The following is a 23,545-nucleotide window of genomic DNA, read 5'->3' on the forward strand; positions in this document are numbered from 1 at the left end:
TCAGAACCCGATGGACGGCTCCGGGGCGACGAGCGTACGCATGGAGCGGGCCAGCCGGGCGTAGGCGCCCGGCCGGTGCTCGCGCACCAGGCCGGCCCGCAGCCGGCCACCGACCGGGTGCCCGAGGAAGCCGGCACCGAGGACGGCGACGTCGAGGTCCACGTCGGCCTCGGCGTCGGTGCGCGTCGCCGTTCCCGTCCCGGACGAGGCGGAGAGCCGCCAGCGACCGGCGTTCCACGGGGCGTGGCGGTCCGCGACCTCGACCACCACGTCGCAGTCGTCCTCGTAGTGGCGCAGGGACCACGCCGCGCCGACGTCGACGAGCCGCACCCAGGTGCTGTCCCAGGTCTGCAGGTCGCCGGTGCCCCGTGGCCCGCCCACCCAGGCGTGCACCGGGTCGTCGACGCCAATGTTCTCCAGCTTGACCGAGCCGGTCAGGTCGACGTCCACCAGCCGTCGCAGGAGGGCCAGCCGAGCGGAGGGTCCGGCGCACAGCAGGCCTGCGGTGACGCTGCCCGAGGGCCGGGCGTTGCTCCACTTGTGCTCGCGCCGCAGTCCCACCCAGCCGACGTCCTCGCCCTCGCGACGCGCGAAGAGGATGCGTCGGGGCTCCTTGCCGCGCAGCGTCTCCGGCGTCTCGAGGGCCAGCAGCGAGTAGAAGTCAGGGGAGCCGACGATGGTCCCGGGAAGGTCGCCGGCGAGGGCGAGGTGGCAGGCGCGCATCCGCTCGGTGACGCCCGGGTCGGCCATCGTGGCCAGGTGGGTGGAGATCCTCGCGACCTCCCCCTCGAGCTCCGGCGCGGTGAACGTGGTGCCCCGGCCGAGCGTGACCTGGTGGGTGAGCACGGCCGTGCCGTAGCCGAAGCGCCCGTAGATGCCGGGCTCGCTGGCGTGCAGCACGGACAGGGCGGTCCCGGCCGCACGGGTGCGGGCGAGGTGGTCGGTCATCATCGCGGTGAGGACGCCCCGGCGCCGGGCGTCGGGGTGCACCCCGACCCACGTGAGGCCCGCGACCGGGACGACGGACCCGCCGGGGAGCGCCACCTCCATCGGCCGGACGCCGTAGATGCCGCTGTGCAGGTCCTCGGGCCCGTCGGGGGCGTCCGCCACGAAGCGCTGGTCCTCGGGCAGCCCGAGGCGCATGTGCTCGGCGTCGGCGTCGCTGGTCTCGCCGAACCAGATCAGCTGGTCGGTGGCGAGGTAGGCGGCGGCGTCGGCGGAGGGGCGTACGTCGATGCTCACCCGGCCAGCCAATCGTCCGGCGCCGGGACCCGCAACCGCGTTTCAGCGCCGGGACAGTGGGTAGCCTCCCGGGCGTGACAGACGCACAGCACACGGGCACAGGGGGAGTGACCGCCCCTCCCGTCGTCTACCTACCCGTCGACATGGACGCCAACGGGCAGGTCACCGACTTCCGGATGATCAAGCTGGGGGACGGACGGGTGGCCCTGCTCGGCTACACCGCCCTCGACCGGTTCATCGACGCCTGGGGCGAGCACCAGTCCTGGTTGCTCTTCGAGACCCGCAGGATCGACGAGATCCAGCAGGCCAAGCCGTTCGACCTCAAGCTCCTCGACGTCGCCGTGCCCGAGCACTTCCGTCCCGGCCCGCCGCAGGAGGTGACGTCATGACCCTGCGCCTGGACCCCGGGGCCGCCGACCGGATCGCGAGCCTGCACGAGGAGGCGGCCACCGCCATCGACGGTGCTGCTCCGTCCGCGCCGACGTCGGTGGACGCCGGCTACGGCAGCGGCCACGTCCTCGACATCCTCGCCGGCGTGAGCGAGACCGCCGGTGAGATCGCCGCGGTCAACGCCGGCGTCGGCACGCTCGTGCGCGACGTCGCCGACGCGCTGGGCCTCACCGAGGAGGCCATCGGGCGCGAGTTCGACTCGATGGCGAGGGTGGGTGGCTGATGCTCGACACGAAGGTGGAGGGCTCGCCCGCCGCCGTGACCACGGCAGCCACCTGGCTGCGCGACACGCTGGCGAAGAAGGTGGCCAACGCCGGCGACAAGCAGCAGGACGCCCGCAACGACGCGCGCGGCAGCTGGGAGGGCGAGACGGCGTCGTCCTACCAGAACCTCACCGGCGACGTGCTCAAGGCCAGCGACAAGCACGAGGACCGCGTCAAGGCGGCGGCGCGCGCGCTCGACGACTACGCCGCCAAGCTCAAGGCCCTCGAGGAGGACATGAGCTCGATCCGCAGCCGGGCCTCCGGCGGCGGTCTGACGGTGTCGGGCACGGTCATCCACCCGCCGCCCGAGGCCCCGGGCGGCGAGTTCGAGGTCGGGTCGCCCGAGGAGAGCGCCCACAAGGCCGCCGTGGCGAAGATCGAGCTGTGGAACACGCTGGTCGAGGACGCCGCCCAGGACTACGAGACGTTCGTCGACTGGGTCGACAGCACGATGCCCGGCGCCGTGGCCAAGGCGCGGGAGAAGGACGGCTCCGACACGGTCTTCGAGACCCTCGAGGGGCTGATCCCCAACTTCGCGGGGGGCAGTGGCGCCGGGCTCACCGGCCTCGCCCTCGGCAGGACCGCCGACGGGTTGAAGGCCGAGGCGCGCGAGTTCCGGCGCAAGAGCAGGGTCTCCGGCAACCCCGCCGTGAGGGGGTCGGCCGACACCCCGTCCGGCAAGGCCAAGCTCGACGACCTGCTCGGCAAGGCCGACTGGCTCGGCAAGGGCGGCCGGTTCCTCGGCGGACCCGCCGGCATCCTCATCGACGTCGGGTTCGGCGTCGCGGAGGGCGTGGAGACCGGCAACTGGGAGCGGGTGGCGCTGACCACCGGCACCAGCATCGCCGTCGGCCTGGGTGCGACCGCGCTGGTGGCCGCGGGTGTGGTCACCGCACCGGCGTGGGTCACGGTGGTCGCGGCCGGCGCGGTCGCGGCCGGTGCCTCGTGGGCGGTGGGCCAGGTCTACGACAACTGGGACGACATCACCGACAGCGTCGGCGACGCGTGGGACAGCGCCACGGACACGATCGGCGACGCCTGGGACTCGGTCACCCCGTGGTGACGGGCACCGCGCGGCTGATCCCGCGGTGGTACGCCGTCACGGTCGTCACCGTGCTGGTGCTCTTCACCCTGGGGCTGGCGGCTGCGACGGCAGCCTTCGCCGACGACCTCGCGGGCCGCTCGATGTGGGGACTGGTCGCCTGTGCCGCCCTCGTGCTCGTCGCCGCCGTGTCGTCGCTGCTGCGGCCGCGGCGCCGGCGCGAGCCCGAGGTCACCGCCGACGGCACCCGGGTCTTCCGGGCGCCGGCGCTGACGGTCTGGCCGCTGGTGCTCGGCTGGTTCGCGCTCCTGGCGACGGCCGCGGTCTGGGGCTGGGTCGCGCTCACCGACTTCGACGCGCTGGAGTCGCCGGGCTTCTCGATCGTGGCGATCGTCGGCGCGCTCGCCTCGCTGCCCGACCTGGTCCGCCTGCTCACCGGCCGGCTGCACCGCTGGACCCTCGAGCTGGGGCCCGAGGCCGTCACCTACCGCGGCTACCGGACCGACGCGACCGTCCCCTGGAAGGACGTCAAGGGTGCCGCCGTGCAGGAGCGCGGTCCCGCCGGCGTCCGCATCGACCTCAGGGGTGGCGGCACGGACCCCGTCGTGCCGATCACGGCGTTCGACGTGCCGGCCGAGCAGCTGGTCGACGAGATCGTGCGGGCGCGCAAGGGTGCCCGCGGCTAGCCCGGGCCACGCCCTGCGCTCGTCCCTCGTGCCCGGCTAGGGTCGGCACATGTTCGCCGTCTACGCAGAGTCCTTCTCCCTCGACGACCCGCTCAGCGGCCTGGTGGTGGGGGAGCGGCCCGCTCCCGAGGCGCCCGACGGGTGGGCCACCGTGACGGTGCGGGCGGCCAGCCTCAACCACCACGACCTCTGGTCCCTGCGCGGCATCGGGCTGCGCCAGGAGGCGCTGCCGATGATCCTGGGCTGCGACGCCGCGGGCGTCGACGATGACGGCAACGAGGTCGTCGTCCACGGCGTCATCGGCGACCCGGCGTGGACCGGCGACGAGGCCGACGACCCCGGTCGGTCCCTGCTCTCGGAGCGCCACCAGGGCGCCTTCGCCGACCAGGTCGTCGTACCCCGCCGCAACCTGGTGCCCAAGCCGGCCTCGCTCTCCTTCGAGGAGGCGGCGTGCCTGCCCACCGCGTGGCTGACGGCCTACCGCATGCTGTTCGTGCGGGGCGACCTCAAGCCCGGCGAGACGGTGCTGGTCCAGGGCGCCGGCGGCGGCGTCGCCACGGCCCTCATCACGCTCGGCCGCGCGGCCGGCCTGCGGGTGCTGGCCACGAGCCGCGACGAGGCCAAGCGCGCCCGCGCGCTCGAGATCGGCGCCCACGAGGTGTTCGAGTCCGGCGCGCGGCTGCCCGTCAAGGTCGACGCCGTCATGGAGACCGTCGGCAAGGCGACCTGGAACCACTCGGTCCGCTCGCTGCGTCCCGGGGGCCGCATCGTCATCAGCGGGACGACGTCCGGGCCCGACGTCGACGACGCGGGGCTCACCCGGGTGTTCTTCCTCCAGCTCTCCGTGATCGGCTCCACGATGGGCACCCGGGGGGAGCTCGACCGGCTCGTGCAGCTCCTCGACGCCACCGGCGCCCGCCCGCTCATCGACCGCACGCTGCCGATGGAGCAGGCGCGCGACGGCTTCGCGGCGATGGCGGAGGGTGACGTCTTCGGCAAGATCGTGTTCACCCGATGACCCGGAGGCGCACGCACGTCGTCACCGGTGCCGGGTCGGGGATCGGCCTGGTGCTCGCCCACCGCCTGGCCGGGCGCGGCGACGCACTGGTCCTGCTGGCGCGCACGCAGGTGCGCGCCGACGAGCTGTCCCGCACCTTCCCGCAGGCGCAGCTCCTCGTGGCCGACCTGGCTGACCCCGGCACCCTCAACGGCCTCGGCCGGCAGGTCGACGGACCCGTGGACAGCGTGCTGCACGTCGCCGGCGTCGTCGACCTCGCCCCGGTCGAGCGGCTGCGCCTGGCGAGCTGGGAGGAACAGGTCACCGTCAACCTCACCGCCCCCGCGGTGCTGACCCGCGAGCTGCTCCCTCACCTGCGGGCCGGCCGCGGCACCGTGGTCTTCGTCAACTCCTCGGCCGGCCTGACCGCCAGCGCCGGGTGGTCGGCGTACGCCGCCTCGAAGTTCGGCCTGCGTGCCTTCGCCGACGCCCTCCGGGCCGAGGAGGTCGAGCACGGGGTGCGCGTGAGCACGGTCTACCCCAGCCGCACCGCCACCCCGATGCAGGAGAGGGTGCACGAGCAGGAGGGCCGGACGTACGACTCCTCGCGCTGGATCAGCCCGGAGACGGTCGTCGACACGATCCTGCACGTGGTCGACCTGCCGGCCGACGCGACCATCCCGGACGTGACCGTGCGCCCGGTCGTGCCGCGGCCCGGCACCTGATCAGGGCTCGAGGGCGAGGGCCCGGACCCGACTAGTCCTCCGGGTCGTCCAGCCTGGCCAGCCAGGTCGCGAGCCGCTCGACCGGCGTCTCGAACTCGGGATGGGCGTCGACGAAGGCCTGCAGCTGCTCGGCGAGCCACGCCAGGGTGACCTCCTCGTCACCCCGGCGCCGCTCGAGCTCCTCGATGCCGCGGTCGGTGAAGTACATCGGCGTGCGGACCGGCTCAGTAGTCGGTGCCGCGAGCGTCGGGCGAGGCGAACGCGGCGTCGAGCAGCGTCTTCTGCTCCTCGACGTGGCGCTTCACGGTGCCCACCGACGGCGACGCCGACGACGGCCGCGTGACCGGCTCGACCGTGAGGCCGAGCTCGGGCCAGACGCCGAGCTGGTAGTGCGGCCACGGGCCCATGTTGCGCGGCTCGTCCTGCACCCAGCGGATCGCCTTGAGGTTGGGGTACTTCGCCACCTCCGCGCGGATCTCGTCGAGCGGGTTGGGGTAGAGCCGCTCGATGCGACCGATCGCGAACTTCGCCCCGTCCTCGCGCTTGGTGCGCTCGACCATCAGGTCCCACGTCACCCGGCCCGAGCACATCAGCAGCGTCTCGACCTGCGAGGCGTCGGCCCGGTCGTCGCCGATGAACGGGCGGAACGTGGTGTCCCCGACGAAGTCGGCCGGCTGGGAGGCCGCCTCCTTGCGCTTGAGCATCGACTTGGGCGTGAACACGATGAGGGGACGGTGCTCCTCACCCAGGGAGTGCCGGCGCAGCAGGTGGAAGTAGGAGGCCGGGCTGGAGGGCTGCGCGACGACCATGGCGTTCTCGGCCGACATGGCGAGGAATCGCTCGATGCGCGCCGACGAGTGGTCGGGTCCCTGGCCCTCGTAGCCGTGGGGGAGGAGCAGCACGACGCCGGACTGCTGGCGCCACTTGGTCTCGCCCGCGGAGATGAACTCGTCGATGACGATCTGCGCGCCGTTGACGAAGTCGCCGAACTGCGCCTCCCACAGCACGAGCGCCTCGGGCCGCGCCACGGAGTAGCCGTACTCGAAGCCGAGGGCGGCGTACTCGGAGAGCAGCGAGTCGTAGATGTGGAACTTCGACTGGTCCTCGGTGAGGTTGGTCAGCGGGGTCCACTCGTCGGCGTTGGTGCGGTCGATGATCGTGGCGAACCGCTGCACGAAGGTGCCGCGACGCGAGTCCTGGCCCGCCAGGCGGACCGGGCGGCCGTCCATCAGCAGCGAGCCGAACGCGAGGATCTCGCCGGTGCCCCAGTCGATGGGACCGTCGGTGATCGCTGCGGAGCGGCGCTGCAGCTGCGGCATCACCTTGGGGTGCACGGTGAAGCCCTCGGGTGGGGTGACGTAGCTGTCGGCGATCCGCTTGAGGACCTCCGGCGTGACCGCGGTCGAGAAGTCGCCGGCGGGCTTGTCGGGGTAGTCCGGGACGGTCGTCCACTCCGTCGGCGCCTCGGAGCTGGCCTCGCGCACCTCGGTGAAGACCCGCTCGAGCTGCTGCTGGTAGTCCTTGAGGACCTGCTCGGCCTCCTCGATCGTGATGTCGCCACGACCGATGAGGGACTCCGTGTAGAGCTTGCGCACCGAGCGCTTCTGCTCGATGAGGTCGTACATCAGCGGCTGCGTGTAGGACGGGTCGTCGCCCTCGTTGTGGCCGCGGCGGCGGTAGCAGACGAGGTCGATGACGACGTCCTTCTTGAACGCCTGGCGGTAGTCGAAGGCGAGCCGCGCGACGCGGATGCACGCCTCCGGGTCGTCGCCGTTGACGTGGAAGATTGGCGCCTGCACCATCCGCGCCACGTCGGTGGCGTAGAGGGAGGAGCGCGAGGACCCGGGCGCGGTGGTGAAGCCGACCTGGTTGTTGATCACCACGTGCACGGTGCCGCCGGTGCGGTAGCCGCGCAGCTGGGAGAGGTTGAGCGTCTCCGCGACGACGCCTTGGCCGGCGAAGGCGGCGTCACCGTGCACCAGGAGCGGAAGGACCGGAAACTTCTCGCCCTGGTCGAGGATGTCCTGCTTGGCGCGGGCGATGCCCTCGAGCACCGGGTTGACCGCCTCGAGGTGCGAGGGGTTCGCGGCGACCGACACCTTGATCTTGTCGCCCGAGCCGGCGACGAACTCGCCCTCGGCACCGAGGTGGTACTTCACGTCGCCCGAGCCCTGCACGGTGCGCGGGTCGATGTTGCCCTCGAACTCGCGGAAGATCTGGCTGTACTTCTTGCCGACGATGTTGGCCAGCATGTTGAGCCGCCCGCGGTGGGCCATGCCGATGGTGACCTCGTCGAGGCCGGCCTCGGCGGCCGCCTCGCAGATCTCGTCGACCAGCGGGATGGTCGTCTCGCCGCCCTCGAGGCTGAACCGCTTCTGCCCGACGAACTTCGTCTGCAGGAAGGTCTCGAACGCCTCGGCCTGGTTGAGCTTGAGCAGGATGCGGAGCTGCTCCTCGCGGGGCGGCTTCACGTGCGGCTGCTCCACGCGCTCCTGGATCCACTGGCGCTGCTCGGGGTCCATGATGTGCATGTACTCGATGCCGGTCGTGCGGCAGTAGGAGTCGCGCAGGATGCCGAGGATGTTGCGCAGCTTCATGAAGCGGCGGCCCTCGCCACCGAAGGACCCGGTGGCGAACTCGCGGTCGAGGTCCCACAGCGTGAGCCCGTGCGACTCGATCTCGAGGTCGGGGTGGCTGCGCTGGCGGTACTCCAGCGGGTCGGTGTCGGCCATGAGGTGGCCGCGGACCCGGTAGGCGTGGATGAGCTCGAGGATGCGGGCCTGCTTGACGATGTCGTCGTCGTGGCTCGCCACGACGTCGCGGGCCCAGCGGATGGGCTCGTAGGGGATCCGCAGCGAGCGGAAGATCTCGTCGTAGAAGCCGTTCTCGCCGATGAGCAGGGCGTGCACGCGCTTGAGGAACTCACCCGACTGCGCACCCTGGATGACGCGGTGGTCGTAGGTCGAGGTCAGCGTCATGGCCTTGCTGATGGCGTTGCGGTTGATCGCCTCCTCGGAGGCGCCCTGCCACTCCGGGGAGTACTCCATCGCGCCGACGCCGATGATCGCGCCCTGGCCGGCCATGAGGCGGGGCACCGAGTGCACGGTGCCGATGCCGCCGGGGTTGGTCAGCGAGATCGTGGTGCCCTGGAAGTCGGCGACGGTGAGCTTGCCGTCGCGCGCCTTGCGGACCATCTCCTCGTAGGCGGTCCAGAAGGCGGCGAAGTCCATCGCCTCGGCACCCTTGATGCTCGGCACCAGCAGCTGGCGGGTGCCGTCGGGCTTCTGCATGTCGATGGCGAGGCCGAGGTTGATGTGCGCGGGCGTGATGAGGTTGGGCTTGCCGTCGACGACGGTGTAGCCCACGTTCATCTCGGGCATCGAGCGCAGTGCCTTCACCAGGGCGTAGCCGATGATGTGGGTGAACGACACCTTGCCGCCGCGGGCGCGGGCGAGGTGGTTGTTGATGACCGTGCGGTTGTCCCACAGCAGCTTCACCGGCACCGAGCGCACGGACGTGGCGGTCGGGACGGTCAGCGAGGCGTCCATGTTGGCCGCGGTGCGGGCCGGAGCGCCGCGCAGGACGGTGTAGGTCGGCTCGTCGCCGCTCTGCGACGGCGCGGGCGGCGTGGGGTCCTTCGCCACGGGGGTGCTGGTGCCCTTGGCCGGCTCGTCGGCCTGGGCGGCCGGGCGCGGCGTCGACGTCGGGGCCGCGGCGGCGGGCTTCGCGGCGGGCTTCGCCTCGGACTTCGCCTCGGACTTCGCCTCGGGGGCCTTCTGGAGGGGCTCCGGCGCCTTCGCGGGAGCGGCAGCGGGGGCCTTGGCGGGAGCGGCCGCGGGTGCCTTGGCGGGAGCGGCGGCGGGGGCCTTGGCGGGAGCGGCGGCGCGGGCCTTGGCGGGCGCCGAGGCGGGTGCTGCCGTCTCGGACCGGGCGGGGGCACTGGCTCCGTTGCCGAAGTAGGCCGCCCACTCGGGACCCACGCTCCCGGGGTCCTTGTCGTACTGCTCCTTCATCTCCTCCACGAGCCACTCGTTGGCTCCCAGGTCAGATGACGGTGCAACCGAGGACTGGTTGCCGGACTGCCCGTTCGGGGACTGCGCCACGCTTGTTTCGCCTCTTCCAGATCTCATCGCGCGAGGGTTTGACCAAGTCGCAGACAAGGCTAGTCGCACACGCACGCAAATGCAGGGGCGGGCTCGTCCTTTGGGGCATGGTGTGGCGCACACCCGCACCACCTGCTCTGGAGTCGTCATGCCAAGCCCCACACCGGGCCGCCGTCCGGGGGCCCGCCGCTGCGCGGCGCTCGGGCTCGCCCTGCTCGTCACCGTCTCCGCCTGCCGGTCCGGCACGGACCCGTCCGCCTCCCCCCAGAGGCTCAGCCGAGGGGATGCGCAGGCCTCGCTGGCCTCCCAGCCGGCGCCGACGAGGACCCGGATCCACCGCGTCCACGGCCGGCTGTCCGAGGCGCGCCGCAAGCAGGTGCGCGAGCAGGTGGGCGAGGTCGTGGACGGCTGGTGGGAGGCCGCCTACCTCGGTGGGTCCTACCCCCGCACCGGCTTCCCGTCGGCGTTCCCGGGCTTCACCGCCGGGGCCGAGCAGCGGGCCCGCGCCGACAAGGCGCTGCTCACCAACGAGACGCAGGCCCGGCGCATCGACTCGGTGACTCCCCGGCACCGGTCGGTGGCGCTCGACATCCTCGCCACGGACGGGCGGGCGCGGTCGGTCACCGCACAGTTCGTCCTCCGGTTCGACACCACGGGCCAGCAGAGCGCGACGACGACCGTCCGCGGCCGGCTCTTCCTCGTCCACGGCGCGCGCGGGTGGCGCGTCTTCGGCTACGACGTCGCGAAGGGATCGAAGTGATGGAGCCCCAGCAGCACCTGCGCCTCCTGCGCCGCTCCCGCCGGGTCGCCCGGGCGGTCGCCCTGGCCGCCGTCCTGGCCGTCACCGCGCTGGTCGTCCCGCAGTCCGCCGTGCACCCCACGGACGTCAGCCTGGTGAAGATCCGGCACGCGCAGGGGGTCGCCACGGGCGGCGAGGACGTGGTCTGGATCCTCGCCGTGGGCTCGGACGCGCGTCCCGGCGAGGCGATGACGAGGGCTCGCGGCGACGCGCTGCAGCTGGTCGGCATCAACACCCGCACCGGCTCGGCCACGGCGATCGGCGTGCCCCGCGACTCGTGGGTCGAGATCCCCGGCCACGGGCGGGAGAAGATCAACTCCGCCCTCTACTTCGCGGGCCCGCGCGGCATGGCCGGCGCCATGCACAACCTGGTGGGCATCGAGGCCGACTACGTGATGGTGAGCCGGTTCCCGTTCTTCGAGGACATGGTCGACGACATCGGTGGCATCACCGTGTCCAACCCGCGCCGGTTCCAGGACCCCTACCTCAAGAAGGAGGGCTTCGGGCAGGGCCGGATCCACCTCGACGGCTACAACGCGATGGCGTTCTCCCGCATCCGCAAGGGCCTGGCCGGCGGCGACTTCGACCGCTCCGCCAACCAGCAGCGCACCCTGCGCGGCATCCACGCGCGCATCCGGTCGCAGGCCGACCGGCCGGGATTCATCGAGCGCGGCGTGATGACGGTGATGGAGCACATGGACACGAACGCCTCGCCGGCCGAGCTGTTCCAGCTCGCGCAGGCGGTCGCGCAGGTGGACCCGCGCAGGATCACCACCTGCGTCGTCCGCGGCCGGATCGGCTTCGTCGGCGCGGCCAGCGTGGTCTTCCCCGACGTCGCCCAGGCCCGTCGTCTGGGTCGCGAGGCGCGGACCGACGCCGCCCTGCGGGGCTGCTGACCCGTCGCGAGAAAGCACCAGCGGCAGCACCCTGGGGTGCTGCCGCTGTCTGCGCCTCCGGCAGGATTCGAACCTGCGGCACCTGGTACCGGAAACCAGTGCTCTATCCCCTGAGCTACGGAGGCCTGCGCGGTCCCGGGGCGTCCCGGGCCGGTGCGCGGTGAAGACTACCGGTCCGCCGACCGGGTCGTGAAACCGCCTCGCGCCGCGCGTCGCGTCAGCGCAGCGCGAGCGAGCCGGACGTCGTCGCCGGGAAGTCCAGCGCCTGGTGCTCGGCCACCCGGGCGTCGAGGGCGGCGGCCACCTCCTCGGGCCACGGCGCGGTCCGACGGGTGGAGAGGTCGATGTGCAGGAAGATCTCCTCGACCACGCAGGCCACCGTCCGGTGGGTCTCGTCGAGCAGGTAGACGAGCACGTGCGCAGCCCGCTCGGACCTCCCGAGGAGGCGCACCCGGGCGGACATGGTGTCGCCGGTGCGCAGCTCGCTCAGGTAGGTGACGTGGTGCTCGGCGGTGAAGCAGGCCTGACCGTGCGTCAGCGGCCACATCTGCCCGATGCCGACCTCGACCAGCGACTCGTCGAGGCCCTCGCTGGCGATGCCGATGTAGTGGCGGACGTTGAGGTGCCCGTTGATGTCCTCGAACGGCATCGGCACGGGCTGCTCGACATAGGCCGGGAGGTCGACCAGCTGGTCGTAGGTGGGGTGCGTCGTCACAGCGGAGAACCATAGGCCAGTTCCCCCGGTGTGACCCGCGGCGCAGCCGGGTGCCAGGGCGTGAAACCGGTTCGGTCGGTGGCAGGCGCCGCCGATAGGCTTGCCCGGTGAATCCTGATCAGCTCTCCGAGACCATCGTCGACGCGCTGGGGGCCCTCGTGGCCGACGGCGCGATCACGCTGCCCGACGGCGTGCCGGCCCAGGTCACGGTGGAGCGACCCCGGCAGAAGGGCCACGGCGACTACGCCACCAACGTCGCTCTTCAGCTGGGCAAGAAGGTGCAGGTCGGCGGGGAGCCGACCAACCCGCGCGCCTTCGCCGAGCTCGTCGCCGAGCGGCTGCGCTCCTCGTCCGGCGTCAGCGACGTCGAGGTCGCGGGTCCGGGGTTCCTCAACGTCACGGTCGAGGCCGGCGCGCAGGGCCAGGTCGCGGCCGACATCGTCGCGGCGGGGGACGCGTACGGCTCCTCCGACGCGTTCGCGGGCGAGAAGATCAACCTCGAGTTCGTCTCTGCCAACCCCACAGGGCCGCTGCACATCGGCGCCGTCCGGTGGGCCGCCGTCGGCGACGCCCTGGGCCGGGTCTTCACCTTCTCCGGCGCAGAGGTGACGCGGGAGTACTACTTCAACGACCACGGCGCCCAGCTCGACCGGTTCAGCTCGTCCCTGCTCGCCTGGGCCAAGGGACGGCCCGTCCCGGAGGACGGCTACGGCGGCGCCTACATCGAGGAGATCGCCAAGGACGTCGTCGCCAAGCGGCCCGAGGTCCTCGACCTGCCCGAGGACGAGGCGCAGGAGGTCTTCCGCGCCGAGGGCGTCGAGCTGATGTTCGCCGAGATCAAGCAGTCGCTCCACGACTTCGGCGTCGACTTCGACGTCTACTTCCACGAGAACAACCTGCACGAGTCGGGCGCCGTGGGGCGCGCGATCGAGCGGCTCACCGAGATGGGCAACACCTACGAGACCGACGGGGCGCTCTGGCTGCGCACCGAGAAGTACGGCGACGACAAGGACCGGGTGATCATCAAGTCCGACGGTCAGGCTGCCTACATCTCGGGCGACCTGGCCTACTACCTGGACAAGAAGGAGCGCGGCTTCGACCGCTGCTTCATCATGCTCGGCGCGGACCACCACGGCTACGTCGGCCGGATGAACGCCATGTGCGCCGCCTTCGGCGACGAGCCGGGCAAGGACCTCGAGATCCTCATCGGCCAAATGGTCAACCTGCTGCGCGACGGGCAGCCGATGCGGATGTCCAAGCGCGCCGGCACGACCGTCACGATCAACGACCTGGTGGACGCCATCGGTGTGGACGCGTCGCGCTACGCGCTGGCGCGCTACACCAACGACACCAACATCGACCTCGACCTCGACCTGTGGGCCCGGGCGCACAACGACAACCCGGTCTACTACGTGCAGTATGCCCACGCGCGCACCTGCCGGATGATCGAGAACGCTGCCGACCTCGGCATGACGCTGCCGGGCGACGCGTTCGACCCGACGCTGCTGTCGCACGAGCTGGACGGACGGCTGCTGCGGGCGCTGGCCGAGCTCCCCCGGGTGGTCACGGCGGCCGCCGAGCTGCGTGCCCCGCACCGGGTCGCGCGCTACCTAGAGGACACCGCGTCGGTCTTCAACAAGTGGTACGACACCAAGGAGTGCCGCATGCTGCCGATCGGCGACGAGCCGGTCACCCCGACCAACGAGGCGCGCCTCGTCCTGGTGAACGCCGTGCGGACGGTCCTGGCCAGCGGCCTGGCCCTGCTGGGCGTCTCCGCTCCCGAGAGGATGTGATCGGGCGTGCCGACCGCCCATCCCTCCGGCTGGGCGCACGCCGACGGCGCCCTGCGCGGGCCGCACTGGCTGCGTGAGCCCGGCGACCCCAACGAGCTCGTCGCGCTGCTGTGGTCGCGGACCGCGACCAAGACCGACGGCGTCCTGAGCGTCGGCGGCGTGCCGCTGCCCGACCTGGTCCGCGAGCACGGCTCGCCGGCGTACGTCCTGGACGAGGTCGACCTCCGCGGCCGGGCACGCGCCTTCCGCGACGCGTTCGCCGGCTACGAGGTCTTCTACGCCGGCAAGGCCTTCCTCTGCACCACGGTCGCGCGCTGGCTCGCCGAGGACGGCCTGTCCCTCGACGTCTGCTCCGGCGGCGAGCTGGCGGTCGCCGAGCGGGCCGGGTTCCCCATGGAGCGCGTCGGCTTCCACGGCAACAACAAGACGCTGCGCGAGCTGGAGCGGGCCGTCGAGCTCGGGGTGGGCCGGATCGTCGTCGACTCCTTCGTGGAGATCGAGCGGCTCGCCGACGTCAGCGCCGAGCTGGGCCGCAGCGTCGGCGTGATGGTGCGGGTCACGCCCGGCGTCGAGGCGCACACCCACGAGTACATCGCCACGGCGCACGAGGACCAGAAGTTCGGCTTCTCGATCTCCAGTGGCGACGCGATCGAGGCGGTGCGCCGCGTGCACGCCGCGCCGGGGCTGCGGCTGCTCGGGCTGCACTGCCACATCGGCAGCCAGATCTTCGACACCTCGGGCTTCGAGGTGGCGGCCCGCCGCGTGCTGGCGCTGCACGCGCAGGTGGCCGACGAGGTCGGGGTCGAGATGCCCGAGATGGACCTCGGCGGTGGCTTCGGCATCGCCTACACCACCCAGGACGACCCCTCCGACCCCGCGCAGCTGGCGACGGAGATGACCAAGATCGTCGAGCACGAGTGCCGTGCGCTCGGGGTGGCGCAGCCGCGGCTGTCGATCGAGCCCGGACGGGCGATCGTCGGGCCGGCGATGTGCACGGTCTACGAGGTGGGCACCGTCAAGGAGGTGGCCCTCGACGGCGGCGTCCGGCGCACCTACGTCTCGGTCGACGGTGGGATGAGCGACAACATCCGCACCGCCCTCTACGACGCCGACTACTCCGCGACGATCGCCTCCCGCGACTCCGCGGCGCGACCGGAGCTGGCTCGCGTCGTCGGCAAGCACTGCGAGGCCGGCGACATCGTCGTCAAGGACGAGTTCCTTCCCGGGGACGTGCAGCCCGGTGACCTCGTCGCCGTGCCCGGCACGGGCGCCTACTGCCGGTCCATGGCGTCCAACTACAACCACGCGCTTCGCCCTCCGGTGATCGGAGTTCGGGACGGGAGGACGTTCACCGTGCTGCGGCGAGAGACTGAGGCCGACCTGTTGGCGACCGATGTGGGTGTTCCTCATGAGTGACGGTGACAAGCGCTCCCTGAAGGTGGCCGTGCTCGGCTGCGGTGCGGTCGGCTCCCAGGTGGTGCGGCTGCTGGCCGAGCAGCACGACGACCTCGCCGCCCGGGTCGGGGTGCCGGTCGAGCTCGTGGGCGTCGCCGTACGCCGACTCGACGCACCGCGCGACGTCGAGGTCCCCGACGGCCTGCTGACCACCGACGCGGAGGGCCTCGTGGCCCGCGACGACGTCGACCTGGTCGTCGAGGTCATCGGCGGTCTCGAGCCGGCGCGCACGCTCATCCTCTCCGCCCTCGACAACGGCGCGAGCGTGGTGACGGCCAACAAGGCGCTGCTGGCCGAGGACGGCCCGACGCTCTTCGAGGCGGCCGCCAAGGCGGAGCGCGACCTCTACTACGAGGCCGCCGTCGCCGGGGCGATCCCGATCCTGCGACCGCTGCGCGAGTCGCTGGCCGGCGACCGGGTCACCCGGGTGCTGGGCATCGTCAACGGCACCACCAACTTCATCCTCGACAAGATGGACACCTCGGGCGCCGGGTTCTCCGAGGCGCTGGAGGAGGCCCAGGAGCTCGGCTACGCCGAGGCCGACCCGACGGCCGACGTCGAGGGGTTCGACGCCGCCGCCAAGGCCGCGATCCTGGCCAGCCTCGCCTTCCACTCCCGCGTCACCGCCGCCGACGTCTACCGCGAGGGCATCGCGGAGGTGACCGCCGCCGACGTCGCCAGCGCCCGCGACATGGGTGCGGTGGTCAAGCTGCTGGCGATCTGCGAGCTCCGTCCGGGCCCGGACGGCCAGGACCAGGTCGCCGCCCGGGTGCACCCGGCGATGATCCCGCGCTCGCACCCGCTCGCCAGCGTGCGCGAGGCCTACAACGCCGTCTTCGTCGAGTCCGAGGCGGCCGGGCAGCTGATGTTCTACGGCCCCGGCGCCGGCGGCGCACCGACGGCGAGCGCCGTGCTCGGCGACCTCGTGACCGTCGCGCGCAACCGGCTGGCGGACACCCGCGGCGCCGGCGAGTCGGCCTACGCCGACCGCGCGGTGCTGCCGATGGGGGAGACCCGCACCCGCTACCACGTCGCCATCGACGTCGACGACCGCGCGGGCGTGCTCGCGGCGGTCGCCAACGCCTTCGCCGACCACGACGTGTCGATCCAGACGGTGCGCCAGGAGGGTCGCGGCGCCGACGCCCAGCTCGTCGTCGTCTCCCACGCCGCCCCGGACGCGGCGCTCAGCGCCACCGTCGAGCAGCTGCGGAGCATGGACATCGTCCGTGAGGTCACCTCGGTGATGCGGGTGGAAGGGGACGGCGAGTGAGCGGGCGGCGGACCCACCAGTGGCGCGGCGTCATCGAGGAGTACCGCGAGCTGCTCGACCTGCCGCAGGACATGCCCGCGGTCACGCTCCGTGAGGGCGGCACCCCGCTGGTCCACTCGGAGTGGCTCTCCGGGCTGACGCGCGGCGAGGTGTGGCTCAAGGTCGAGGGCGACAACCCCACCGGGTCGTTCAAGGACCGCGGCATGACGGCCGCGATCTCGCACGCGCGGCACCTGGGTGCCGAGGCGGTGGTCTGCGCCTCGACCGGCAACACCTCTGCGTCCATGGCGGCGTACGCCGCGAAGGCCGGCCTCAAGCCGCTCGTGCTCGTCCCCGAGGGCAAGATCGCGGCGGGCAAGCTGGCCCAGGCCGTCGTGCACGGCGCGCAGGTGATCATGGTGCGCGGCAACTTCGACGACTGCCTGTCGATGGCGATCGGTCTCTCGAAGGGCTATCCCGTCGAGCTGGTCAACTCGGTCAACCCGGTCCGGCTCCAGGGCCAGAAGACCGCGTCGTTCGAGGTCGTCGACTTCCTCGGCGACGCCCCCGACCACCACCTGCTCCCCGTCGGCAACGCCGGCAACATCTCGGCCTACTGGCTCGGCTACCAGCAGTACGCCGAGCTCGGCCGCACCACGAAGCGCCCGCGGATGCTGGGGTTCCAGGCCGAGGGCGCCGCGCCGCTGGTGACCGGCGAGCCGTTCCCCGACCCCGAGACCAAGGCGACCGCGATCCGCGTGGGCAACCCGGCGTCGTGGCACCTCGCCGAGCAGGCGGCCAAGGAGTCCGACGGTGGCTTCGCCGCGCTCTCCGACGCGCAGATCCTCGCCGCGCAGCTCGAGCTGGCCCGTCATGACGGCGTCTTCGTCGAGCCGGCCTCGGCGGCCGGCGTCGCGGGGCTGCTGGCCGTGCTCGACTCCGGCCGGAGCCTCGCCGGGACGACCACCGTCATCACCGTCACCGGCCACGGGCTCAAGGACACCGCCACGGCGCTGGAGTCGTGCGGCGAGATCGTCGACACGGTCGTCGACGCGGACGTGGCCACCGCTGCTGCCGCGGCGGGACTGGCCTGAGGTGCCGACCTTCGTCGACGGCCCGGTGCGGGTGAGCGTCCCGGCCACCTCGGCGAACCTCGGCCCCGGCTACGACACGCTCGGCCTCGCCCTCTCCCTGCGCGACGAGCTCGAGGCGGAGGTGCTGCCGGACGGCCTCGTCGTCGACGTGGCGGGCGCGGGTGCCGACGCCGTGCCGCGCGACGAGTCGCACCTCGTGGTGCGGTCGATGCGTGCGGCCTTCGCGCTGATGGGGGAGCAGCCGCCCGGTCTGCGCCTGTCCTGCCGCAACGTGATCCCGCACGCGCGGGGGCTCGGCTCCTCGTCGGCGGCGATCGTCGCGGGGGTCGTGCTCGCCCGCGCGCTCGTGGCCGGTGGCCAGCTGCTCGCCTCCGACGACGCGCTGTTCGAGCTCGCCGCCGACCTCGAGGGCCACCCCGACAACGTCGCGCCGGCCTTCTACGGCGGCTTCGTCATCTCCGGTCGCGAGGACGGTCGCTGGTACGCCGTGCGCGCCGGCGTCGACCCGCGCGTCACGGCCGTCGTCTACGTCCCACCCACCGGTGTCGAGACCGTGGTCGCGCGCGGGCTGCTGCCCGGCTCTGTGCCCCACGCCGACGCTGCGGCCAACTCCGGTCGCGCCGCCCTCCTGGTCGCGGCCCTCACCGGGCAGCCCGAGCACCTGCTCGCGGCCACCCGCGACTGGCTGCACCAGGACCAGCGCGAGCCCGCGATGCCCGAGACGCTCGCCCTCGTACGCCGCCTGCGCAGCCACGGCGTACCCGCCGTCGTCTCCGGCGCCGGGCCCACCGTCCTGGCGTTCGGGACCACCGACACGGCCCCCCTGACCCAGCGGTGCCCGGACGGCTGGGCGTGCCACGACCTGGCGATCGAGCCCAGCGGCGCCGTCCTGCTAACCTGACCGCGCGCCGTTCGGCGCACCTGCCCGTCCCGGTCTCTGACTGCGTGCACGGGCGACCACCATCCGCCTCGCGGGCCGCTCGTCCGGTCACGCAGGCGACGCAACGTGCGAAGGATCCACGTGACCGAGACTGCCTCTGCCGCCCCCGAGACCGCTGAGGCGGGCAAGCCCGCCAAGAAGGCGGCCTCGAAGTCGGCCCCCCGGTCGGGCTCGAGGTCGGCCGGCCTCGGCTCGATGCTGCTCGCCGACCTGAAGTCGATGGCCGCCGGCCTCGGCATCCCCGGTGCCGGCTCGATGAAGAAGGCGCAGCTCGTCGACGCGATCAGGTCAGCCCAGGGCGGCGGCACCCAGCCGAAGGCCGAGCAGGCCCCCGCCGGGCAGCCGCGAGGTGAGCAGGCCACTGCCGAGCAGCCGAGCAGCGCGTCGGCGCCCGCCGCGGAGGACCCCGCTCCCCAGACGACGGTCCGCACCCGGACCCGCAAGCAGCGCCAGGCCGAGCAGGCCGAGCAGCGTGCCGACCGGCCCGCCGACCAGCCGACCGACCAGCCCACAGACCAGGACGCCGAGCAGTCCGACCAGTCCGCTCCCCGCCAGCGGGACCGGCAGCAGGACAAGCAGCAGGACAAGCAGCAGGACAAGCAGCCGGACCGGCAGCAGGAGAAGGCCCGGCAGGACAAGACGGACCGCCAGGACCGTCAGGACCGCCAGTCGCGCCAGGACCGCCAGGACCGCCAGGACCGCCAGGAGCAGGGCGGCAACGAGCAGCAGGTCCAGCAGCAGGGCCAGCGACAGGGCAAGCAGAGCCAGCAGCAGGCCCAGCAGCAGCACGCCCAGCAGCAGCAGGCCCAGCAGGCCCAGCAGCAGCAGAGCCAGCAGCTCGACGACGACGACGACGGCGAGGGCGGCAGCCGCCGCAACCGCCGCCGCCGCGGTCGCGACCGTACGCCCGCCCGCGCGGGTGGGCGCAACGAGCCGGACACCACGATCCTCGAGGACGACGTGCTGGTGCCGGCGGCCGGCATCCTCGACGTGCTCGACAACTGCGCCTTCGTGCGCACCTCGGGCTACCTGCCCGGCCCGGAGGACGTCTACCTGTCGCTGTCGATGGTGCGGAAGTACCACCTGCGCCGCGGCGACGCCGTCGTCGGCCAGGTGCGCCAGCCCCGCGAGGGCGAGCGCCGCGAGAAGTTCAACCCGATGGTGCGCATCGACAGCGTCAACGGCACCGAGGCCGACGGGGCCAAGGAGCGCGCCGAGTTCTCCGACGCGGTCCCGGTCCACCCGCACCAGCGCCTGCGACTCGCGACCGACGACGCCAACCCCACCGGGCGGGTCATCGACATCGCCGCTCCCGTGGGCAAGGGCCAGCGCGGGCTGATCCTCGCCCCGCCGCGCACGGGTGCCACCTCGCTGCTGCAGTCGATCGCCCAGTCGGTGACGACGAACAACCCCGAGTGCCACGTGATGGTGGTGCTGGTCGACACGCGCCCCGAGGAGGTCACCGACTTCCAGCGCGCCGTGAAGGGCGAGGTCATCGCCTCGACGTTCGACCGCCAGCCGGCCGACCACACCCTGGTCGCCGAGCTCGCCATCGAGCGCGCCAAGCGCCTCGTCGAGCTGGGCCACGACGTCGTCGTGCTGCTCGACTCGCTCACCCGGCTGGGCCGGGCCTACAACCTCGCCGCGCCAGCCAACGGCCGCATCCTCGGTGGCGTCGTGGACGCCTCGGCGGTGCACCCGACCAAGGAGTTCTTCGGCGCCGCCCGCAAGATCGAGGACGGCGGCTCGCTGACCATCCTTGCCGCGGTCTCCGTGGGCACCGGGTCGGCCATCGACGAGTTCTTCCTCGAGGAGCTCACCGGCACCGCCAACCTCGAGCTGGTGCTCAGCGCCGAGCGGGCGGCGCGGGGGATCCTGCCGGCCGTGGACGTCACGGCCTCGGGCACCCGGCACGAGGAGAAGCTGCTCGCCCCCGCGGAGGGCGCGGTCGTCGGTGACCTGCGCAAGCAGCTGGCCGCCGCCGACTCGGCTCCCGCCGTCGCGAAGGTCTTCGGCTCCCGCTGAGGCCTCCGCCCAGGCGCCCGCCGGGCCCGCCGCCGACCTCGCCGGCCCGGCGGGAATCCCCGGATTGGCGCCGTTGTTCAGACCGGTGGCACACTTGTGCGCCGGTTCCGGTTCACGTCACGCGATCCACGCAGGCGACCCGGAGCAATCGAGAGGACACCATGAAGAAGGACACCCACCCCGACTACGTCGAGACCGCCGTCACCTGCACGTGCGGCGCGTCGTTCACCACCCGCAGCACCGCGACCTCCGGCAGCATCCACGCCGACGTCTGCTCGCAGTGCCACCCCTTCTACACCGGCAAGCAGAAGATCCTCGACACCGGCGGCCGCGTCGCCCGGTTCGAGGCCCGCTACGCCAAGAAGGCCCCGGCCGCACCTGCCGAGACCTCCGACAGCAAGTAGCCACGTCCAGGCGCCGGTCGCCCGCATCGCGCGGGTGGCCGGCGCCTTGTCGTCTGTCCGGGAGTCCGCACGAGGAGCAGGAGCACCATGTTCGAGGCCGTCGAGGGCATGCGCGAGGAGCACGCCGACCTCGAGCGACGCCTGTCGCTGCCCGAGACCCACGCCGACCAGCGCCTGGCCCGGCGGCTCAACCAGAGGTACGCCGAGCTGACCGCCGTCGTCACCACCTGGCAGGAGTGGCTCGGGCTCGGCGACGACGTCGAGGCGGCCCGCGAGCTCTCCGCCGACGACCCGGCCTTCGCCCAGGAGGCCGACGAGCTGGCCGCGCGCCGCGCGACCGCCGAGGAGCGGCTGCGCCGACTCCTGGTGCCGCGCGACCCCGCCGACGCCAAGGACGCCCTGCTCGAGATCAAGTCGGGGGAGGGCGGCGAAGAGTCGGCGCTGTTCGCCGGCGACCTGCTCCGGATGTACTCCCGCTACGCCGAGGCGCGCGGCTGGAGCGTGGAGCTGCTCGACGCCAACGAGTCCGACCTCGGTGGCTACAAGTCGGTCACCGCGGCCGTGAAGGCCCGCGGCGCCGTCGAGCCCGGCCAGACGCCGTACGCCCTGTTGAAGTTCGAGGGCGGCGTGCACCGCGTGCAGCGGGTGCCGGTGACCGAGTCGCAGGGTCGCGTGCACACCTCCGCCGCCGGCGTGCTCGTCATGCCGGAGGCCGAGCAGGTCGACGTGACGGTCGACGACAACGACCTGCGCATCGACGTCTTCCGCTCCAGCGGCCCCGGCGGGCAGAGCGTCAACACCACCGACTCGGCCGTCCGCATCACCCACCTGCCCACAGGCATCGTGGTGAGCTGCCAGAACGAGAAGAGCCAGCTGCAGAACAAGGAGCAGGCCATGCGCATCCTGCGCGCGCGCCTGCTGCAGGCGGCCCAGGACGCCGCCGACGCCGAGGCCAGCGAGGCCCGCAGGTCGCAGGTGCGCACCGTGGACCGCTCGGAGCGGATCCGCACCTACAACTACCCGGAGAACCGCATCTCCGACCACCGCACCGGCTACAAGTCCTACAACCTCGACCAGGTGCTGGACGGCGACCTCCAGCCGGTGCTCGACTCCTGCGTCGAGGCCGACATGGCCGCCCGGCTCGCGGCACTGGAGTCCTGAGTGCGGCCCCGCGACGCCCGGCGGCACGCCGCGGAGCTGCTCGTCGAGGCCGGCGTGGCCTCGCCCGAGCGTGACGCCGACCTCCTGCTCGCCCACGTCCTCGACGTGCCGCTGGGACGCCTGCCCTTGCTCGACGACCTGTCCGGGGAGGCGCAGGAGCGCTACGACGCCCTGGTGGCGCGACGGGCGGCCCGCGAGCCGCTGCAGCACCTGACCGGCACCGCGGCGTTCCGCCACGTGGAGCTGGCCGTGGGGCCCGGCGTGTTCGTGCCCCGTCCCGAGACCGAGCTGCTGGCCGGGTGGGCGGTCGACGCCGCCCTGGCCCTCGACCGGCCGGCCGTGGTGGTCGACCTCTGCACGGGCTCGGGCGCCATCGCCCGCGCGGTCGTCGACGAAGTCCCGGACGCCGACGTGCACGCCGTCGAGCTCGACGAGGGCGCCCTGGCCTGGGCCGAGCGCAACCTCGCCGGGACCGGGGTGGACCTCCGCCACGGCGACCTGGCGACCGCCTTCGACGACCTGGCCGGCACGGTCGACGTCGTCGTGTGCAACCCGCCCTACATCCCGCTCGAGGCCTGGGAGTCGGTGGCCGCGGAGGCCCGCGACCACGACCCGCACCTGGCGCTGTTCTCCGGCCAGGACGGCCTCGACGCGATGCGCGTGCTCGAGCAGCGAGCCGCCCTGCTGCTGCGGCCCGGGGGAGTGGTCGGCGCCGAGCACGCCGACGTCCAGGGGGAGTCGGCCCCCGGCGTCTTCGCCGCGACCGGCCGCTGGCTCGACGTGGCCGACCACCGCGACCTCGCGGGTCGACCGCGCTACGTGACCGCGCGACTGGCACGATGAGCGACGTGGACAGGTTCGAGACCTCGACCGAGGAGGAGCGGGAGGCGGCGGTCACCGCTGCCGCCGGCGCCGTGCGCCGTGGCGAGCTGGTGGTCATCCCCACCGACACCGTCTACGGCATCGCCGCCGACGCGTTCGCCCACGACGCCGTGAAGAGCCTGCTGGCCGCCAAGGGACGCGGCCGGGAGATGCCGCCGCCGGTGCTCGTCTCGGCCGCCACCACCCTCGACGCGCTCGCCGAGGGCGTGCCGCCGTGGGCGCGGACCCTCGTCGAGGAGTTCTGGCCCGGCCCGCTCACGCTCGTGTGCCGCCAGCAGTCGTCCCTCATGTGGGACCTGGGGGAGGCCCGCGGCACCGTCGCGGTCCGCATGCCCGACGACGAGATCGCCCTCGCCGTGCTCGAGCGCACCGGACCGCTCGCGGTGAGCTCGGCCAACCTGACCGGCCGACCGGCCGCGACCGACGCCGACGCCGCGGAGGAGATGCTCGGCGACGCCGTCTCGGTCATCGTCGACGGGGGCGCCTCGCCGGGCAGCGAGGCCTCCACGATCATCGACGTCACCGTGCCCGAGGGCCGGGTCCTGCGCCTGGGCGCCCTGTCGCTCGACGTGCTCAACGCCGCGATCGCCGAGCACGGCGTGGTGCTCGCGGACGAGGGCTGAC

Annotated in this window: 22 protein-coding genes and 1 tRNA gene; 18 read left to right on the forward strand and 5 right to left on the reverse strand. The window is 72.8% G+C overall.

The genetic code is table 11. The annotated features are described in order from the left end of the window. The gene (locus SHK17_RS06620) at window positions 1-1,242 is read right to left on the reverse strand and encodes a GNAT family N-acetyltransferase (protein ID WP_322921517.1); all 1,242 of its coding nucleotides are present in this window, start codon (window positions 1,240-1,242) and stop codon (window positions 1-3) included. A gap of 74 nt (window positions 1,243-1,316) precedes the next feature. Here SHK17_RS06620 and SHK17_RS06625 point away from each other — a divergent pair, with 74 nt between their 5' ends. The 6 genes from SHK17_RS06625 to SHK17_RS06650 are packed head-to-tail and all read left to right on the forward strand — an operon-like array spanning window position 1,317 to window position 5,405. Continuing rightward, a complete protein-coding gene (locus tag SHK17_RS06625; protein WP_172270787.1) occupies window positions 1,317-1,631 on the forward strand; it encodes an SAV_915 family protein in 315 nt (104 codons plus the stop codon). Further along, the gene (locus SHK17_RS06630; RefSeq protein ID WP_322921518.1) at window positions 1,628-1,915 is read left to right on the forward strand and encodes a hypothetical protein; all 288 of its coding nucleotides are present in this window, start codon (window positions 1,628-1,630) and stop codon (window positions 1,913-1,915) included. The genes SHK17_RS06625 and SHK17_RS06630 overlap by 4 nt, the downstream gene beginning before the upstream one ends. Continuing rightward, entirely contained in the window at window positions 1,915-3,018 is a 1,104-nt protein-coding gene (locus SHK17_RS06635) for a hypothetical protein (RefSeq protein WP_322921520.1), read from the forward strand. The genes SHK17_RS06630 and SHK17_RS06635 overlap by 1 nt, the downstream gene beginning before the upstream one ends. After that, a complete protein-coding gene (locus SHK17_RS06640) occupies window positions 3,012-3,683 on the forward strand; it encodes a hypothetical protein (protein WP_322921521.1) in 672 nt (223 codons plus the stop codon). The genes SHK17_RS06635 and SHK17_RS06640 overlap by 7 nt, the downstream gene beginning before the upstream one ends. Window positions 3,684-3,732: 49 nt before the next feature. Continuing rightward, a complete protein-coding gene (locus SHK17_RS06645) occupies window positions 3,733-4,701 on the forward strand; it encodes a zinc-binding dehydrogenase (protein ID WP_322921522.1) in 969 nt (322 codons plus the stop codon). Then, complete coding sequence (locus SHK17_RS06650) at window positions 4,698-5,405, forward strand: SDR family oxidoreductase (protein ID WP_322921523.1); 708 nt, start codon at window positions 4,698-4,700, stop codon at window positions 5,403-5,405. The genes SHK17_RS06645 and SHK17_RS06650 overlap by 4 nt, the downstream gene beginning before the upstream one ends. Window positions 5,406-5,436: 31 nt before the next feature. Here SHK17_RS06650 and SHK17_RS06655 read toward each other — a convergent pair whose 3' ends face one another. Next, a complete protein-coding gene (locus SHK17_RS06655) occupies window positions 5,437-5,613 on the reverse strand; it encodes a DUF6104 family protein (protein WP_172270799.1) in 177 nt (58 codons plus the stop codon). 16 nt (window positions 5,614-5,629) lie between these two features. Beyond that, complete coding sequence (locus SHK17_RS06660; protein WP_322921524.1) at window positions 5,630-9,535, reverse strand: multifunctional oxoglutarate decarboxylase/oxoglutarate dehydrogenase thiamine pyrophosphate-binding subunit/dihydrolipoyllysine-residue succinyltransferase subunit; 3,906 nt, start codon at window positions 9,533-9,535, stop codon at window positions 5,630-5,632. A 121-nt stretch (window positions 9,536-9,656) separates the two neighbouring features. Here SHK17_RS06660 and SHK17_RS06665 point away from each other — a divergent pair, with 121 nt between their 5' ends. Together SHK17_RS06665 and SHK17_RS06670 are read left to right on the forward strand one after the other, a co-directional pair. Continuing rightward, on the forward strand, window positions 9,657-10,268 hold the full coding sequence (locus SHK17_RS06665) for a hypothetical protein (protein ID WP_322921525.1): 612 nt from the start codon (window positions 9,657-9,659) through the stop codon (window positions 10,266-10,268). Then, complete coding sequence (locus SHK17_RS06670; protein ID WP_322921526.1) at window positions 10,268-11,203, forward strand: LCP family protein; 936 nt, start codon at window positions 10,268-10,270, stop codon at window positions 11,201-11,203. The genes SHK17_RS06665 and SHK17_RS06670 overlap by 1 nt, the downstream gene beginning before the upstream one ends. A gap of 52 nt (window positions 11,204-11,255) precedes the next feature. Here SHK17_RS06670 and SHK17_RS06675 read toward each other — a convergent pair. Beyond that, window positions 11,256-11,328: transfer RNA gene (locus SHK17_RS06675), tRNA-Arg, on the reverse strand. Between the two features lie 92 nt (window positions 11,329-11,420). After that, the gene (locus SHK17_RS06680; protein ID WP_172270807.1) at window positions 11,421-11,918 is read right to left on the reverse strand and encodes a thioesterase family protein; all 498 of its coding nucleotides are present in this window, start codon (window positions 11,916-11,918) and stop codon (window positions 11,421-11,423) included. Window positions 11,919-12,025: 107 nt separating this feature from the next. Between SHK17_RS06680 and argS the strand changes: the two genes are divergently transcribed. The 10 genes from argS (at window position 12,026) to SHK17_RS06730 (ending at window position 23,544) form a co-directional block, all read left to right on the forward strand. Further along, window positions 12,026-13,711 (forward strand): arginine--tRNA ligase, encoded by a 1,686-nt coding sequence (argS, locus tag SHK17_RS06685; protein ID WP_322921527.1) that lies wholly within the window; start codon window positions 12,026-12,028, stop codon window positions 13,709-13,711. A gap of 6 nt (window positions 13,712-13,717) precedes the next feature. After that, entirely contained in the window at window positions 13,718-15,127 is a 1,410-nt protein-coding gene (gene lysA / locus SHK17_RS06690; RefSeq protein ID WP_322921528.1) for a diaminopimelate decarboxylase, read from the forward strand. Further along, complete coding sequence (locus SHK17_RS06695; protein WP_172270813.1) at window positions 15,120-16,436, forward strand: homoserine dehydrogenase; 1,317 nt, start codon at window positions 15,120-15,122, stop codon at window positions 16,434-16,436. The genes lysA and SHK17_RS06695 overlap by 8 nt, the downstream gene beginning before the upstream one ends. Further along, complete coding sequence (gene thrC / locus SHK17_RS06700; protein WP_322921529.1) at window positions 16,433-17,509, forward strand: threonine synthase; 1,077 nt, start codon at window positions 16,433-16,435, stop codon at window positions 17,507-17,509. The genes SHK17_RS06695 and thrC overlap by 4 nt, the downstream gene beginning before the upstream one ends. 1 nt (window position 17,510) lies before the next feature. After that, a complete protein-coding gene (gene thrB, locus SHK17_RS06705; RefSeq protein WP_322921530.1) occupies window positions 17,511-18,410 on the forward strand; it encodes a homoserine kinase in 900 nt (299 codons plus the stop codon). 120 nt (window positions 18,411-18,530) lie between these two features. Continuing rightward, the gene (gene rho / locus SHK17_RS06710; protein ID WP_322921531.1) at window positions 18,531-20,474 is read left to right on the forward strand and encodes a transcription termination factor Rho; all 1,944 of its coding nucleotides are present in this window, start codon (window positions 18,531-18,533) and stop codon (window positions 20,472-20,474) included. A 161-nt stretch (window positions 20,475-20,635) separates the two neighbouring features. After that, complete coding sequence (gene rpmE / locus SHK17_RS06715) at window positions 20,636-20,878, forward strand: 50S ribosomal protein L31 (protein WP_172270821.1); 243 nt, start codon at window positions 20,636-20,638, stop codon at window positions 20,876-20,878. Between the two features lie 87 nt (window positions 20,879-20,965). Then, window positions 20,966-22,039: a peptide chain release factor 1 gene (prfA, locus tag SHK17_RS06720; RefSeq protein ID WP_172270823.1), complete on the forward strand. Its 1,074-nt coding sequence runs from the start codon at window positions 20,966-20,968 to the stop codon at window positions 22,037-22,039. After that, entirely contained in the window at window positions 22,040-22,882 is an 843-nt protein-coding gene (gene prmC / locus SHK17_RS06725) for a peptide chain release factor N(5)-glutamine methyltransferase (RefSeq protein ID WP_172270825.1), read from the forward strand. Next, window positions 22,879-23,544 carry an L-threonylcarbamoyladenylate synthase gene (locus SHK17_RS06730; RefSeq protein ID WP_172270827.1) on the forward strand — a complete coding sequence of 222 codons (666 nt, stop codon included), beginning with the start codon at window positions 22,879-22,881 and terminating at the stop codon, window positions 23,542-23,544. Before prmC ends, SHK17_RS06730 begins: the two co-directional genes overlap by 4 nt. Window position 23,545: the final 1 nt, after the last annotated feature.

It is taken from the genome of Nocardioides renjunii (assembly GCF_034661175.1).
Taxonomy (GTDB): domain Bacteria; phylum Actinomycetota; class Actinomycetes; order Propionibacteriales; family Nocardioidaceae; genus Nocardioides; species Nocardioides renjunii.